Annotated in this window: 11 protein-coding genes and 3 pseudogenes; 1 reads left to right on the top strand and 13 read right to left on the bottom strand. The window is 56.6% G+C overall.

Annotated features, from left to right (window positions below; genetic code table 11):
* Window positions 1-202: 202 nt before the first annotated feature.
* The 7 genes and pseudogenes from PACILC2_RS10450 to PACILC2_RS10430 form a co-directional block, all read right to left on the bottom strand.
* Window positions 203-1401: pseudogene (locus PACILC2_RS10450) on the bottom strand (enolase C-terminal domain-like protein).
* Window positions 1398-2366, bottom strand: coding sequence for an SDR family NAD(P)-dependent oxidoreductase (locus PACILC2_RS10445; protein ID WP_244863421.1), 969 nt, complete (start codon window positions 2364-2366; stop codon window positions 1398-1400). Before PACILC2_RS10445 ends, PACILC2_RS10450 begins: the two are co-directional and overlap by 4 nt.
* A gap of 165 nt (window positions 2367-2531) precedes the next feature.
* On the bottom strand, window positions 2532-3764 hold the full coding sequence (locus PACILC2_RS10440) for a Ger(x)C family spore germination protein (RefSeq protein ID WP_213528816.1): 1233 nt from the start codon (window positions 3762-3764) through the stop codon (window positions 2532-2534).
* Window positions 3765-3799: 35 nt separating this feature from the next.
* On the bottom strand, window positions 3800-3946 hold the full coding sequence (locus tag PACILC2_RS28625) for a CLC_0170 family protein (RefSeq protein WP_307860516.1): 147 nt from the start codon (window positions 3944-3946) through the stop codon (window positions 3800-3802).
* 58 nt (window positions 3947-4004) lie between these two features.
* Entirely contained in the window at window positions 4005-4496 is a 492-nt protein-coding gene (locus PACILC2_RS28620; protein WP_307860519.1) for a GerAB/ArcD/ProY family transporter, read from the bottom strand.
* Between the two features lie 38 nt (window positions 4497-4534).
* A pseudogene (locus PACILC2_RS28615) lies at window positions 4535-5097 on the bottom strand (GerAB/ArcD/ProY family transporter).
* 2 nt (window positions 5098-5099) lie between these two features.
* Complete coding sequence (locus PACILC2_RS10430) at window positions 5100-6839, bottom strand: spore germination protein (protein ID WP_213528815.1); 1740 nt, start codon at window positions 6837-6839, stop codon at window positions 5100-5102.
* Between the two features lie 212 nt (window positions 6840-7051).
* Here PACILC2_RS10430 and PACILC2_RS10425 point away from each other — a divergent pair, with 212 nt between their 5' ends.
* A complete protein-coding gene (locus tag PACILC2_RS10425) occupies window positions 7052-8182 on the top strand; it encodes a stalk domain-containing protein (protein WP_307860515.1) in 1131 nt (376 codons plus the stop codon).
* A gap of 387 nt (window positions 8183-8569) precedes the next feature.
* On the opposite strand, the gene PACILC2_RS10420 is transcribed toward PACILC2_RS10425, so the two are convergent.
* The 6 genes and pseudogenes from PACILC2_RS10420 to PACILC2_RS10400 all read right to left on the bottom strand — a co-directional run bounded on the left by PACILC2_RS10420 (window position 8570) and on the right by PACILC2_RS10400 (window position 16433).
* Window positions 8570-9388 carry an undecaprenyl-diphosphate phosphatase gene (locus PACILC2_RS10420; protein WP_213528813.1) on the bottom strand — a complete coding sequence of 273 codons (819 nt, stop codon included), beginning with the start codon at window positions 9386-9388 and terminating at the stop codon, window positions 8570-8572.
* Window positions 9389-9555: 167 nt separating this feature from the next.
* Window positions 9556-11221: pseudogene (locus tag PACILC2_RS10415) on the bottom strand (ribulokinase).
* A 765-nt stretch (window positions 11222-11986) separates the two neighbouring features.
* Entirely contained in the window at window positions 11987-12229 is a 243-nt protein-coding gene (locus PACILC2_RS26740) for a copper amine oxidase N-terminal domain-containing protein (protein WP_504739383.1), read from the bottom strand.
* A gap of 262 nt (window positions 12230-12491) precedes the next feature.
* Entirely contained in the window at window positions 12492-14837 is a 2346-nt protein-coding gene (locus PACILC2_RS10405; protein ID WP_213528811.1) for a helix-turn-helix domain-containing protein, read from the bottom strand.
* 73 nt (window positions 14838-14910) lie between these two features.
* Window positions 14911-15051, bottom strand: coding sequence for a hypothetical protein (locus PACILC2_RS26735; protein ID WP_244863418.1), 141 nt, complete (start codon window positions 15049-15051; stop codon window positions 14911-14913).
* The gene (locus PACILC2_RS10400; protein ID WP_244863417.1) at window positions 15048-16433 is read right to left on the bottom strand and encodes an extracellular solute-binding protein; all 1386 of its coding nucleotides are present in this window, start codon (window positions 16431-16433) and stop codon (window positions 15048-15050) included. Before PACILC2_RS10400 ends, PACILC2_RS26735 begins: the two co-directional genes overlap by 4 nt.
* Window positions 16434-16555: the final 122 nt, after the last annotated feature.

Below are 16555 nucleotides of genomic sequence, written 5' to 3'. Positions count from 1 at the left end.
TTTTGCAGTATTTCGCGCCATAACCATCTATTCGGAACCAAATTCCTGTACTTTTGCAGCTTTTCGCCAAAAGCAATCTGCCGGGAACGGGGGCACTAGAGGCGGGGGGCATCGACCGGACGATTTATTTCAATGAAAACCGTCCCTGCCGCCGAACGGCAGGAACGGTTTTCATTGCCGATCATGCGGTCCGGTCATCCCGTCAGGGCCTGGCTGGACTGCCGTCCGGCAAACGCGCCAGCGTCCAGAACGGCAGGTCGTTGCGGCACGGGAATTTCGCCGCGAGCGTCTCGTCGATATCGACGCCGAGGCCCGGCGCTTCGTGAACGTACGCGTAGCCGCCGCGCAGCGACGGAGTGCCCGGGAACACTTCGCGCATCCGGTCGGAGAACGGGTACCACTCCTGGATGCCGAAATTGGGGCTGCTCAGATCGAGGTGCAAGTTGGCCGCATGCCCGACCGGTGAAACGTCCCCCGGACCGTGCCATGCGGTGCGCACGCCGAACGCTTCCGCCAGCGCCGCGATTTGCGGGCCGGCGTAATGCCGCCGATTGCGCTGATATGCACGCGGATGAAATCGATCAGTCCGCCGGATATAAGCGGCACCCATTCCCGCGGATGAACGAACAGCTCGCCCATGGCGATTGGCGTCGCGCTTTGCGCACGGATCATGCGGAAGCCGTCGAGCTGCTCCGGCGCGAGCGGATCTTCCAGGAAGAACAGCCGGTAAGGCTCCAACTGCTTGGCCAGCCGAACCGCTTCAATGACGGAAAGCCGCTCATGGACGTCGTGCAGCAGCTCGATCTCGTAGCCGAACGTTTCGCGCATTCGCTCGAACAGCCGCGGCACGCTGCGCGCATAGGCGTCCGGATCGTAATACGCGCCGGGCAGTGCGTTTTCCGGCGATACGCAGTCGTGCTTGCCCCCGTATCCGCCCCATTGGCAGCGGATATGGCGAATTCCCTGCTCCATAAACCGGCGGACGTTCTCCTCCACCTCTTCCAGATCTTTGCCGTCGGCATGCCGGTAAACGGCAACCGCTTCTCTGCATTTGCCGCCAAGCAGCTGGTAGACCGGCTGGCCGGCAAGCTTTCCCTTGATATCCCACAGCGCCATGTCGACGCCGGAAATCGCATTGTTGAGCACCGGGCCGTTGCGCCAATAGGAGCTGACCATCGCCGTGTGCCATATATCTTCGATCCGCTGCGGATCTTTGCCGATCAGAAAAGGCCTCAAGTAATCGTTAATGGCCGATGCGACGGTCAAATACCGCTGCGTAAACGTGGCGCAGCCCAGACCGTACAGCCCCGGCTCCGACGTTTCGATTTTGACGACGACGAGATTGATGCCGTCCGGCGCCGTCAGAATCGTCTTTACATCGCGTATCGTGATCCCGCTCATACTTCCCGTCCTTTCATTTCGGTTTTGGCCAGACTGCCCCATACGCTGACGCCGTCTTCCGGCATTCCCGGCAAAATGAGCCCGCCGTCGGCGCGAAGCGTAATACCGGTCACATAAGAGGCTGCATCCGACACAAGCCATGCTGCGATTCGCCCCATATCCTCGGGCGTGCCCATTCGGCCGAGCGGCACCTGGCGGCCTACGCCCTCATGCGGCTCCATCCCTTCCCTTACCAGCGTGGCGCCCGGCGCCAGGCAGTTGACCCGGATGCCGTACGGAGCCAGATCGAGCGCGGCCGATTCGGACGCCCGTTTCAACCCGGCTTTCAGGCCTCCGTAGACCGCGTCGCCGGGATAGGCGCGTTCCGCCCGCGAAGACGTAATATTCAGGATGTTGCCGCGAATGCCGGCGTCAATCATATGCGCCGACAATTCCCGCATCAGAATGAGCGGCGAGCGGAAATTAAGCTGAATCAGATGATCCAGCTTCCAGGTGGGCAACCGTTCGACCGGATCCTTCAATGTAACGCCGGCATTGTTGACAAGCACATCGATCGTGCCCAGGCCGGCGATCGCCTGTTCCGCTGTCCGCTCCGCCACTCCCGGTTCGGCCAAATTGCCGGGCAGCACCAGACATTCCTGCCCCGATGCCGCGCGAATTCGCTCCGCCGTCTCCGCCGCATGGACATCGTCCTGCCAGTGCGTAATCGCGAGCTTGTAGCCGGCCATGGCCAGCGCAATCGCAATGCCGCGGCCGATGCCGCGGCTTCCTCCGGTTACCAATGCCGTCTTGCCATTTCCCCGGCCGTCTGCGGCGCCGCCTTCCGGCCCGTTCGACCGCCGGCTGCCGCTATCCGGCCCGTCCCGATGCCCTTCGGACGTCTGCCGATCTTTCGCCATCCCGTTCTCCTCCTTCACCTGCTTCGGTTCGGATTTCTCCCAGAACGTAAACGCTGTCAATTGCAACTTCTATTCTACCTGCATCCGGAAATTCCAACAATTAGAAAAATGGCGTTAACCGTATAAAATACAACCGTTCCGCATGCCGAAAAATGTCCAGCCGCCCGATTGCCGCAAAAAACATAAAAATCCCGCCGGACGGCTGGCCGCCAGACGGGACGGTCGGGAATTTTACTCGGCTTTCATGCCGATCCTGCGGACAAAGGAACTCATTCGAACCTCAAAGGTGACGTCCTTGTACATTTGCTGCCATTTCTCTTTCGTTCGGACATGCCGGTTCCAATACTGCGGCTGGTACGCACGCACATATTCGCCAAAACCGAATATGTCCGCCCCGTATTTCTGCGATTTCCGGATGAGCTGCTCGCATATTTTCTGCAGCGATTGCGCATTTTCGTTGGCAATCCTCTCCAGAACATCGGTTGTGGCGACCGTTACCGCTTCGGACGTCTTTTCCTCTACATTGATCTCCGAAAACGCGGTTATGCGGAAATGCGGATGGCCGTTCCTGATCTCCAGCCCGATATTCGATACCCGGTGAGTCGCGTTAATCGTTACCGTATCCTCCGAATCGGTAAGCCGGACCATTCCGCGGTACCCCGCCGGGTTCAGCCCTTTGATCAACATATAGGCGGCGATTTCAAACGGCTTCGTTGCGCCGACCATCTTGTCTCCCCGAAAGAGAGCCATCCCTTTGATTTCGATATTTTGCTCTTTCATCATTTCGACATAGGGCAAAAATCCTTCCTGGCCTTTCTTGGAAACGTTGCTCCAGAACATGCCGGTATAATCGCGCGGAAATTTGCCTTGCTTGACGGCGTCGTCCAACGTCGATATCAAATAAAGCGTCGGCACGCGTTCCAGTCTCGGAGTGGCCTTTATCAGATTTTCCGCTTTTCCTTTGGAAATCATGAGCCAGGCCATCCGCCGCACTTCCGAATTGCGGCGCAAGTAATCGTTCAAGTTTTGTATTCCTTTTTTCGCCACTTCCTCCGACACGACAATGACGCGCAGATGCCCGAAAAACAGTCTGCCTGAAATTTGCTGCTGCAGATTCATAATCGCATCGTCAATCGTATGCCCTACGACATTGACGACCCATACCGCTTTTCCCGGATCGTTGTTCGCTCCTCCGCCTTCTCCGGGTCCGAGCGGTATGCGGCCGGGCAAGGCAATCTGCGCGGCAACCTTGATCATATCCATTTTCGGAGGGGGATACGCTCCGAGATGGGACACCTCATCCTCTTTCTCCCGGGCCACCGGTTCGGCTACGTCGACCGAAATGCCGAGCACGACGGCTCGTTCCTCGATTTCCAGCCGATCCCAGCATCCGGTCGCAAGCGGAACGACGAGAAGAAGAACAAACAGCGGTTTTGCAGACAGTTTCCGTATCGTTCTGCCCATTTCGGTCCCTCCATTCCAGTTGTGCGATGCGCGGCCTAGACGAAAATCCGTATCACCCACGCTCCGATCAGAAGCAGGGCGCCGACAACGAGATTCAACCATCCCAATATTCGGGACACTTTCATTTCCTTGCGCAAGCCTGCATCCTCGTATTTTTGACGTCGAGGCGCAAAATGAACCATCCCGTCAACAGCCATAAGGGGACGGCGAAATTGAAATATCCGCTGTAGAATTCCCCGATCATGCCGTATCCCCTCTTTTCCTTCGCATCATCGCGATGAGGAGCAACGCACCCGGATACGCAATCGTAATCAGCAGTCCGATGCGCCCGACGATTTGAATAATATCGTACATTTCCAAAATGTTTCGCGGCAGCATGGCCAGTATAAACACGATCGGCAGAACGAAGTACGACAGCATGCGGTGGTCGGTCAGACGGAACAGCTGGCTGATCGAACGGATCGTAAAGTAATAGCTCGAAAACAGCGTCGTAAACACCGCCGTCACCCATACCGCGAGAAACGCCGCATCCAATCGCTCCAGAATGTTGGCGGGCAAGGAAGTCGCCTTCGCCAATTCCAGCGTCGGCCACAGCAGTTTCTTCGTTTCTTCGGCGCCGAATACGCTGACCGACGCGATGACGATGGCCACGTACAGCGTCCCCGTAATCAAGATTCCCCTTATGGAAACCCGCAGCGCCGACTGGGGCTTGCTCATGGCCGGAATGACCATCGTCAGCACGAAGGCGCCCTGGTATAAAGCGGCCGTCGTTAAAACTCCCCCAGCATGCCGGACGGATTGTTGCCCCAGATCGGCAGCAGATTGATCACCTCGGCGTTTTTAAGCGAAAGCACGACGATGATCAAAACGGGAAAGAGCAGCAAAGGGGAATAGAAATAATGGATGTAGGCGAACGTCGTCAAGTTTTTGCGCGAAGAGACGGCGGCCATGATGAGCATGACCAGCACGGTCACTTCCAGCGGCGTATTTTTCAATACCGCCGTAATGACCACCTCGCCGAATTCCCGGGCGATGAGGGCGGCCAGTATGGCGAAAAAGCGATTGCAAGCGCACTGCCGATCCAGGCGAGCCATCTACCGATAATGTCCTCGCTGTACTGGATGATGGATTGATTCGGAAAGCGCATGCCGAGCAGCGAGATGAACACCATCCCGACAAACGCCAGCATCGTTCCCAGCAGCGTAACGAGAGGCGCTCCCGAATCGGCCCCGCGAACGGCAAAAAGCGGAAGCGCAAGCACCCCTACGCCGATAATGGTGCTAATCAAGATCGTCGTGGCCTGCCCGACCGTAATATTGCGGGAATCGTTCATCGTTAACGCTCCTTGTCTTCCTTGGCATTCTTGTCGTCCGGGGCGCTATTGTCATCATCTTTAGCGCTATTGTCGTCCTTAGCACCCTTGTCATCTTTAGCGCTATTGCCATCCTTGGCGTTCGGGTTATGGACAGGTTCCATAATATCGTCTTCCCGGGAATGAATAACGGCTTGCCCGATATTCTCCCCCGTGCGGGATTGGTCCAGAGGGTGCAAAAAGGACGGTCTGCTCTTCATTTTCCACAACGGGCCCCGGATCAGCAGATCTCTCGAATCGAGAAAATTGCCGGGAACAAGCGGACTGAGATAAGGAACGCCAAACGATCGCAGCGACAGCAAATGATTGGCGATGAATATGATCCCGATCATCAGTCCGTACAGACCGAAAATCCCGGACAGGATCACGAGGGGAAAACGAAGCAGCCGCAACGCCAGCGCCGCGTTATACGACGGCGTAGCGAACGACCCGATCGTCGTCAGTGCGATGATGACGACCGTGATCGGACTTGCGAAACCCGCCGATACCGCCGCCTGCCCGATGACAAGGACGCCGACGATGGAGAGGGCGCCGCCGACCTGCTGAGGCAGCCGGATCGTCGCTTCCCGCAACACCTCCATTGTAACTTCCATAAAGAGCACCTCGATAATGGCCGGGAAAGGAACGCCCGCTCGTCCGCCGGCGACCGCTACCGCAAATTCCGTCGGGATCAGTTCCGGATTGAAGGAAATAACCGCCACATAAAGCGACGGGAAAATAAGGGAGAAAATCAGCGCCACCAGCCGCGCCAAACGAATCGCGCTCATCATGACATACCGTTCGGTATAGTCCTCCATCGTCTGGTAAAACTGACTGAAAACGGTCGGGACGATTAAAGCGAGCGGAGAACCGTCGACGATAATCGCCACCCGTCCTTCGAGCAGATTGGCCGCCACTTTGTCGGGACGTTCCGTATATTGCACTTGCGGAAACGGCGACCAGTGATTGTCCTCAATAAACTGCTCCAGATACCCGGAGTCCAGCACCGCGTCGATATTCACTTTGGACAAACGATTTTTCACTTCGCGGACAATTCCCGGATTGGTCACGCCTGCCAAATAGCAGATGGCGACTTTCGACTTCGTCTTCGTGCCGATTTCCATCGTATTGACGCGAAGATCCGGAGTCTGCAGCCGGTACCGGAGCAACGAAATGTTCGTTCCGAGCATCTCGATGAACCCTTCGCGCGCGCCCCGAATAACCTGCTCGGTCGCCGGCTGGTCGATCGAACGCTTCATAATATTGCGCGTGCCGATCATGATCGCTTCGTCCATTCCATCGACGACAACGACGGACTGACCGAAAAGCAAGCCTTCGACCAGCTTTCCGAACCGCTTCTCCAGAATGGCTTCGCTATGGTACAGCGTATCTTTGACCAGCACTTCCTTAAGCGGAGCCGCAGCGTCTTGCTGCCCGCTCTCACGTGGCTTCAGCATAAGCGGCTTTAAAATGTCATTGTTGATGACCGACTGGTCGACCATATGGGAGAAATAGAAGATGGCCGCGTCATGTTTCCCGAATACATGAAAACGATGCGTGACGAAATCGTCGTTCTCGCCCAGCAGCTTCTTCATAAATTCGACTGCTTCCGCCAGGCTGCCGCTAAGTTCGCGATTCTTCTTTTCATCCATAACATGATCCGGAACCGCCGCTTTATTTTGTTTTTTCGAGACTTTCGAACGCAACCAATTCGAATATGACATATCTGCACCGTCCGGTTTCCTTTTCAATTCAAGTTAAGTCTTTCCAAACGGAGCGGTTTTCATGAATGCAAAAGCGATGTTTATTACAATCAACTTGCAGGATTTTCCTGAATTTTGCCGAAGAAATGAAAGGTCTGAATTTCACGGAGGCAGCCTCTTTAAAGATACGGATTCTCCAGTAACAAAATAGGGTAAAATTGTGAGGGAACATAATGAAGATCTTCCAAAGCGCCGCCATATTGTTGCTATTCAGTTTTATGGCGGTGCCTCTCTACGCTTCCGCAGCCTCCGCCGGGACAGTTCGAGTCATTCTGAACGATAAACAGGTTGCACTATCTAAGGATGTCATCGTCCGAAATAATCGCACGTACCTGCCACTTCGCTCGTTGTCCGAAAATATGGGATTTAAAGTCCGGTACGAGGCTGCTTCCCACACCGTTTCGTTGGCCAGACCGGAAACCGATATCATCCTTGCTTTGAACCGGCCTGATGTCACCGTCAACGGAGTCGCAAAGACCAATCCGGATGCTCCGTTCGTCCGAAACGGTACGACCTATGTTCCGCTACGTTTCATCGCGACCGCAACGAAAGCGAATATCGAGTGGAACAAGAAGGCAAACGAAATTGCGGTAAAGGATCAGGCGTTCATCCATTACGCCGATGCAAAGGCCGATTATTGGGTATCGTTCGAAAGCGGGAAAGTGTTCATCTCGCAAGACGGAAAGATCCGCGAGCTGACCGGGGCCAATGTGAAGCCGCTTGAGCAGGGAAGCATCGAAACGCACTATTTCGGGGATCGATCATTGCTACTGACGGTCGATGACGAACATGGGGCTCATATGACGATCTTTCACAACCGATATCAGTTTCTGGTGAAGGATGGCGCGGTAATCAAGAAATCCTATTACACTTATTCGGGCAATTACGCCATTGCGGATTTCCAAAAAGTTAAGTCGAATCAGTCCTATTTGTTCGACGGTAACGTTTTGCAATTGATCGACCGCCAAGGCCGCCTTTCCGAAGCGTACGATCTGAACGCGATCACCGGCGAAACCGGCTCCTTCGTGATCGACTATGTCGATCCGGAATTCGCGCTCGTCCGGCCGGCCCGCAATCTGCAGCTCATTTATGTCGACCTGATGGATAAATCAAGCGAAGTTCTCTATCGAAAGCTGCTGACGGAAGAAGAGCAAAAGCTGTGGGAGAGCCTCGATGAAGCGGGGGACGCGTATTTCGTCTCCACACTGTTGAAGCTGGAGAAAAGGGAAGGAAACACTCTTTATCTCAGTTACCGCAGTCCCGCAACGGAACAGACGGTTCATGTCGAATACCGTATTCAATGAAAAGCAAAACATTCCGATTAAGCACCTGAAGATTTTGCTCCAAAAGAAAACCGCCCACATACCTGATATCCATTCTCAGAATAGGTTGATAGGAGTTTTTCCCAATCTTCAAAATTTACAAGGATATTCATCATTTCTTGTTCACTTCTCAACCCCGTAGTCCTTCGTTCCAATCGTTTTCTTTTGTAGCCAAACCAAGATATTAACCCGGTTATAGAATAAACGTTCTTATTGATCAAATATCAATAGTTGAAGTTAACATAGCCTATGAAAAAGAAAAAGGGAAGCTTTAACCAGCTCCCTTTTTCAGCCTGTTGTGGTTTTTCAACAAGTTGGCTGCTGAACTTGTGTTCGATCGCTTTTGATCGGCAGCCACCGGAACAACCTTTAAAAAAACAATACGTAAATGGCAGCCGCGAGAAGAAGACGGTAAACGGCGAAAGGCACAAGCTTGATCCGGTTGATCAGCTTCAGAAAGAAGCGGATGGAGAAATAGGCGACGACAAAAGCGCTTATAAAGCCCGCGATGAAGAACGGCAGCGCATCGGCCGACAAATATTCCCAGTTTTTGAACAGCGACAGCGCGCTGGCTCCGGCCATAATCGGCACCGCCATAATAAACGTAAAATCGGAAGCCGCACGGTGGCTCATGCCGAGCAGTACGCCTCCGGAAATCGTCGAACCCGAGCGCGAAAAGCCGGGCCAAAGGGAAAGACATTGAATCAGGCCGACGGTCAACGCCTGCTTGTACGTAATCTGATCGACCGTCTCCGTCTCCGGCCGCTTCTTGCGGAACCGGTCGGCGGCGATCATCAGTATGGCGCCGAGGACAAGACCGATCAGAACGGTTCTGGTCGAGAACAAATATTCATCGATGTAATCCTCGAACAGCAAACCCAAAATCGCTGCGGGCAGCAGTCCGACGATCACATGGGTCAGCTTCAGCCTTTTGGCGCGAGGCTCCGACACACGGCGGCCAAGCCCCAGCATGTCGATAAATCGCTGCCAGAACAAAATGACGACGGCCAAAATCGATCCGAGCTGAATGACGACCTTGAACGTATTGGCCCCTTGCTGCGTTAAGAACTGTTCGGATTTCAGCCACATATCGTCAAAAATAATCATATGCCCCGTCGACGATACGGGGGCGAATTCCGTCAAACCTTCGACAATGCCCAACATTACCGCTTTTAAAATGTCAATCATGTTTTCGCTCCTGTTTCAAAAATTCCGAATATAATGCCGCATATTTATTATAACGAAGTTAGGAGCGATTCGGTTTTAGGAAGTTTCGATCATTTTCGTTTCCCGAAAAACAAGAAAGGAGCGCAGGTTGCCGCTCCTCTCCCTGGTACTTATGCACCAATCCGGCGTTATCCGTTCAGCCCGGCTCTGATCGCTTTCAGCCGCTTCATCACATCGTTGCCGCCGCGGCCGAAATAATCATGCAGCGCCACATACTCCCGGTACAGCTGCTCGTAGACTTCCGTATGGGCCGGGATCGGCTTGAACGTTTCCTTGCGCACCCGGGCCATATGGTCCGCCGCTTCGACGATCGAATCGTAGCCGCCCGCCTCCGGGCCCGCCGCCACGGCGCCGAACATGGCCGCTCCGAGCGCCGCCGTCTGCACCGAATCGGCGATTTTGATTTCCCTGCCCGTCACGTCCGCGTAAATCTGCATCAGCAGCCGTGTTTTTGCGGCAGTCCGCCGCAGGCGTACAGCTCGCTGATCTCGACGCCGCTGTCGGCGAACGCCTCGATAATCCTCCTCGTGCCGAAAGCGGTCGCTTCCAGCAGCGCGCGGTATATTTCCTCCGGCTTCGTCTGCAGCGTGCAGCCGAGCAGCAGGCCCGATACGTTCGCATCCATCAGCACGGAGCGGTTGCCGTTCCACCAGTCGAGCGCGAGCAATCCGCTTTCGCCCGGACGATACTTCGCGGCCTGTCGCTCCAGCCATTCATGAACGCCGATCCCTTCCCGCTGCGCCGCATCCTTCACGTACTGCGGCACCGCCTGCTCCACATACCAGGCGAAAATGTCGCCGACCGCGGATTGCCCGGCTTCGTACCCGTAGCATCCGGCCACGATGCCGTCCTCCACGACGCCGCATATGCCTTCGGCATGAACCTCCCTGTCGCTCAGCAGCAGATGGCAGGTCGACGTCCCCATCGCCATGACCAGCTTGCCGGGCGTCACGACGCCGGAAGCCGGCACCATCGCGTGGGCGTCGATCACGCCGACGGCTACCGCCGTGCCGGCGTTCAGCCCCGTTATCGCGGCCATCTCCCCGGTCAGCCTTCCCGCCCTTGCGCCGAGCGGCGCGATCGGTCCGCGCAGCTTCGTCTGCGCCAAATCTTCGAGCCGCGGATCGAGCGCCCGGAAAAATCGGCGGACGGGAAGCCGCTCCGCTTGTGCCAGAGCGCCTTGTAGCCGGCCGCGCAGCTGCTGCGCACCAGCTCGCCCGTCATCTGCATGACGATCCAGTCGGCCGCCTCGATGAACAAATCCGTCTGCTCATAAATATGCGGCGCCTCGTTCAAGATTTGCCATATTTTCGCCAGCATCCATTCCGACGACAGCTTGCCGCCGTACCGGGGCAGAAACGCCTCGCCGCGCTCCCTGGCGATTTCGTTGATGCGGTCCGCCTCGTCCTGGGCCGCATGGTGCTTCCACAGCTTGACCCAGGCATGCGGTTCGTCCCGCCACTGTTCGCGCAGGCAGAGCGGCGTGCCCGTCTTGTCGAGCGGCATCATCGTGCAGGCCGTAAAATCGATGCCGACGCCGATCACTTCGTCCGGACTGACGCCGGCCATCCGCAGCACTTCGGGCACCGAGCGCCTGAGCACCTCCACGTAATCGTCCGGATGCTGAAGCGCCCAGTCGGGCCCGAGCCGCCTGCCTCCGGGCAGCGCTTCGTCGATGACGCCGTGAGGATAAGGCGTCACGTGGGAAGCGACCTCCTCCCCTGTCGCCAAGTCGGCGAGAAGCGCCCTTCCCGACTCTGTCCCGTAATCGATGCCGATCGCATAACGCTTCATATGCAGCTTTCCCCTCCGTCTTGTCATTCCCATCAGGATGCGATTGCCCCAAGGATGCGCTCGACCACGCTGCGATACATGCGCATGAGCCTAACGTCCCGCCAGCCTTCCTAATAAATTCGGCCCGATCGGCAGCTTCCCGGCCTTGCTTCCCATTTCGCAGGCCGGGCCTTCCGCCGCGAAATCGCCGCTGTAAAATCACTGCTATACTAATAAGGCGGACGCTTGTTTCCAGGTTCCTTCGTCGCCCGCATCACGCCTTCGGGACGTTCGCGTCCGGTGGTCTGGCATAGCCGCTGTCGCGGAGAACTCCGGGCATAGCCGCCGCCGACACGCCGGCTTCCGCAGCCGCTTTCTCGAATCGTTGCTTGGGACCGACCCGTTTCGCCTCGCGCGTGGCTTCATCGCCCAGCAGACTATGTAAACGATTACGTAATCGTTTACATAGAGTTTACTTCGACTTTGCTTTGATGTCAATATCGAAATGGGCGGATTCGAAATTTATCAAGCGGCTTCGGACCGCCATAACGGGAGCTAGAACGAAGAAGAGGCGCCCTCATCGTGACCGGACCGGCCGCAGCATGGCTCGGAGCCGGCGCCCCGGGCTGCCGGAATGCCCTGGCCGGGACACGGCTTTGCCGGAGCGGGGCCGCCACGGAGCGGGGCCGCCACGGAGCGGGGCCGCCCGGCATTACGCCGTCAACGACTGATGCAACCGACACCGCGTCGCGGCCTTTCGTTATTTGCCGACGGTGTATGTATAGGTCAGCGTTTGCCCGTTTTCGATCGATGTGCGCGTGAAATATAAGATGTCGCCCTGCTCTTTCGCCAGCGCCAGATCGAAGTAATGTAAGGAGACTTGTCCTTGATGAGGACGGTCCGCGTTTGCGCATCCCACTTGGCCTCGCCGTCGAACCACTCCGCAACGAAACGGACCGGCACATAGAGGCGCTGCTTGTAAATTTTGGGCGGCACATCCAGCGTATACGTTCGATCTCCCGACTGCATTTTTTCGTTCGGAGAGTCAGGACCAATTCCTTGCCTGGTTGAATGAACGTCGCCGTTTGCCGTTTCTGATTCCATTGCACTTTCAATTGTAAAATCGAAGCCAGATCTCTGAGCGGAAGCAAGATTCGCTCCTTACGTTCATAAATTTAAGCCCCCTTCGATGTTCAGTTATAAGCCTGCGCTTTAAGCGACCGTTTGCCGGGCAGGGTCTCTGGCACGCTGCGTCGGGCCATTCCCGCCGCGCCGTTCCGCGAAAAGCCCGCTACAGCTTGCCGCGATATTGTCCGGGGGTGACGCCTTCGATTTTCTTAAACACGCGGATCAAGTAAGAGGACTGGTATCCGACGCGCTCGGCAATTTCGTTTACCTTCAAGTCGGTTTCGACAAGCAGTTCCTTCGCTTTGGCGAGGCGGACGCTCGTCAAGTAATCGACGAAGTTGACGCCTTTTACCATCTTGAATACGCGGCTCAGCGTAAACGGGCTTACGCCTACTTGCTCCGCGCACGCCTCCAGCGACAATTCTTCCATGTAGCGTTTCTGCACGAGCGCGCACACCGCTTCGACCGCGTCCTGGTACATATATTCTTTTTGTTGCTCCCGCTCGCGCAGGTACAAGTCGATCACGCGGTCGAACAGCCAGGCTTGCAGCCGCGACGGCTCCCGCAGTTGTTGCAGCTCCAGGTACACATTCCGGTCGAACAGCCGTTGCGGCTGCACGCCGGACTCCAGCATCATGTGCCGGATCGCGCCGAGCAGCTGCACCGATCCTTCCTGAACGTCCAATTCCTTTGCATCCCGCTTTTCCATTTCCGCGAAAAACCGTTCCAGCAAGCTGCGAATTTCGCTTGGATGCCCGACCCGGATCGCTTGTAAAAGCTCCTTTTCCGTCTGGAAAGGGTACCAACCGCTGCCGTTCCTCTGCGCCTCGGTCAGTTCGTCCAGCAGGATGACCTCGTTTTTACGCCGGACTTCACGGAACCGGATCGCATATTTCACTTCCTCCAGTAGCCTGGGAATGTCGCCAAGTTTCGTCGTCGTCGCGCCGACAAGCACGGTCGCCGTAAGGCGCAAGACATCGTTTAATGCGACGAGCAAAGCGGAGGCGCGCTCGCGCTGCAGCTTGCGATGCAAGTCCGCAGCGCGTTCGGCGGGGGAGAAGACCAGTACGCCGACGGATAAATCCTGGAAGTTAATCAATTCGACGGTATCTTCCCAGGAAGCGGCGACGTCCCGCATGACGTTGGCGGCGGCGAACGTCGCAAGCTGCGTGTCGTCGTCGCGGAAACGGCCAGCCGACGCCGTCAAATCGCTCAATCGGACGTACAGCAGCGAAAACCGTTGCCCGGACACTTCCCACCGAAGCGATTCCATTCGCTTGCGCAGTTGTTCCTCCGTAAGGGAATAATAGTGACCTTGCACCATCTGGAGCAAAAACCCTTCGCGCAAGAGCGGCATGCTCCTCTCGAGCGTTTCCATTACGGACCGGTTTTGGCTCCGCACTTCGTCCCACCGGTTGCGAATAAGGGAAAATTCGTCGGCGGCGCCGGCCGGTTTCGGCGCGGCCGACGACGCGAGCGCGACCGCGCCCGAAGCCGGGGACGTGCCGCCGATCCACTGGACGAGATTGCGCACCGGTCTCGACAACCGGTCGGAAGCGAACCAGGACAATAGCGAGGCGATCAGAAGCGAACTGCCGCTAATCGCCAGCAAAAGACGCGACACGGCGACGACGGGTGCGGTCAAATGATTCAGCGGAACGGCCGTCACGTACGTCCAGCTTGTGCCAAGGCGCGCCATGCGTCCGTACGATACGGCGTAATCGGTCGATGCGTTGCGCTGCACGAACGACCCGTACGGCTCGTCCATGGATGTGACGCGTTGCCGCACCGCTTCGAACAACGCCGCCTGTTCGGGCTGAACGGCCGCTTGTTCCAGCACCGGTTGCCCGTCGTCGCGCAGCAGAAACGCGAGCGCGTCGTCTCTCGTGCGCAGCTCGTTCGCAATGTCCGCAAGCCTCTCCGGATGAATATGGACGATCAGGGAACCGTACGTCTTTTTTTCGCTGCCGGGCAGGCGTTGGACGAGGGCGAGCGACGTCTCGCCCGGCTGGCCATGGGGACGCGGCAAGTCTTTCACCCAGCGGAGATTGTTCGCCCCCCGGTACAACGCGTCGTAAACGCTTCGCGCGCCAGGGTCGCGAACGTATACGATACCGTCCGTGTCCGTTATGAGCGCTGACGACGCGGGCAGGTGAACCTGAATTTGCTCGATGAACGGATAGGTATTGCGCATCACCATCAGCGCCGAGTACAACGTATGGACTTCGTTGTAATTCATCTTCAAGTCCCACCGGTCCATTCTCTGCTCGAAGCGGGGATCGATCGACCATTGGGTGACGGCGAGCTCCAACTGGTCGAACATCCCGTCGATCCGCTCCGTTCCGTTTTTGAGCAACATGTCCTGCGACCGTTTCACTTCCTGTTCAATGTGAGTTTTCCCGATCGCATACGAGGCCGCACCGACCGCCGCCGTCGGAATGCTGCTGATGCAAAGCGCCATCAGCAAGCTTTTGCGAAAAAACGATTTTCCAAGCCACGCCCTCCACATAATTTCACCCCGATCTAAAATTTTCCTGCCGCAACGGCGAAACGCCTCCCGACAACGGGGGAGGCGTTTCGCCTTAACTGCCGGAGTTCCGCTTCTGATACGCCGCGTTCATCTCTTCCGTAATTTTCAGCAGATCCGGATCTTTTTTCAATTGCCCGACGAAAGCGTCCCATGCCTCGATCGGCTCTTTCCCGAGAATGACTTTCGTCTTCATGTCCTGAATTTTTTGCGGAGCTCGGCGCCGACCTTCACGTCCGTATCGGAAAACAGCCCGACCGCGACGTCGGGGACGCTCACTTCAGCCCGCTCGTCGATAATTTTCTTATTGCGCTCCAGCACGTCTTTCGGCATGCCGACGCGGTGGGCGCGCTGGTATTTGTCGTATTTCCCGAAAATTTGCCCGAACGCCTGCTGCGCCACAATATCCTTTTCCGCCTGCTCCGTCATCACGTAAATGCCGTCCTTCACCGTATGGTGCACGCCGGGCAAACCGTACCACGCCAACTCGTGGCCTTCGTCGGAAGCGCCGTAATCAAGAAATGCAAGCAGCTTTTTCATTTTTTCTTCCGGCACAGACTTCGGAATGGCGTATATGCCGAAATATCCGCTGTCGCGGTTGACGTATCCGTTGAGCGATACGAGCGGGAGAAAGTCCGCTTCCGGATTGGTCTTGCGCAGCTCCTGCGTCGGCTCCCACGCCGCTTCGACCGTATCCTGGAAACCGCCGGCGCGGCCCGCCTTCAGCAAATCTTTAGCCTGCGTATTTTTCAGCACGGCCAAATCTTCCGGAAGCAGTTTCTCTTTGTATGCGTTGCTGAGCCAGACGAGCGCTTCGCGCATTTCCGGCAACACGTTGACGTTGACGAGCTTGCCGTCAACGAGCTTCCAGTCGCCGTTCGCGCCGGTGAACACATTTTGCAGTTGGCCCAACAGCGCCATGCCTTGCTGATCGACAAAACCGGCGTACCCGATCGTATCCTTTTGCCCGTTGCCGTCCGGATCCTGCTCCACGAACGCCTTGAGCACCGTGTAAAGCTCGTCGGTCGTCGTCGGCACTTGGAGACCCAGTTTATCGATCCAATCTTTTCGCAAGTAGATGAACCCTCCGCCTTCGACCGGACGGACGCGAGGCACGCCGTAGTTGCGGCCGTCCGCCTGCTTCGTGTTCACCCACGATTCTTCCGGGTATTTGCTCAAGTTCGGGTAATCCTTGATGTAGTCCGTAATGTCCCAAAACGCGCCTTGTTCCACCATCGTCCGCACTTGCGGCGTGAACGGGTTGTCGAGCAGCATCAAGTCCGGGATGTCGCCGGAGGCGAGCGTCACGTTCACTTTGTCGCCGTAGCTGTTGGGTGACACCCACGTGATGTCAAGTTTCGTATTCGTTCGTTTTTCGACTTCTTTTACGATGACGTTGTCTTTGCCCGGCGACTCCGGCGTGTAGTAGAGCGTCATTATTCTGATGTCGAGCGGCTTCTCGCCGCCGCCTTCGGCGCCGCCGCTGCCGGACGGGTTCGTGTTCGAGCATGCCGTCGTCAGCGCGAGCGCCAATGCGAGTCCCCCCAAAAGCCACATCGTTACTCTGCTTCTCTTCATAAACCGTTGGCCTCCTTAGGTATTATGGTATCGGGGCAAGCCGGCCGGAAGGAGCGGTTTACTCCTTCACGGAACCGACCATAGCTCCTTTGGCAAAATGTTTTGCAAAACGGGTACACGAG

It is taken from the genome of Paenibacillus cisolokensis (assembly GCF_018403665.1).
Classification (GTDB): Bacteria; Bacillota; Bacilli; order Paenibacillales; family Paenibacillaceae; genus Paenibacillus_AH; species Paenibacillus_AH cisolokensis.
Note: the sequence above shows the minus strand (reverse complement) of the source record. Positions and strands in the feature narration are given on the sequence as shown.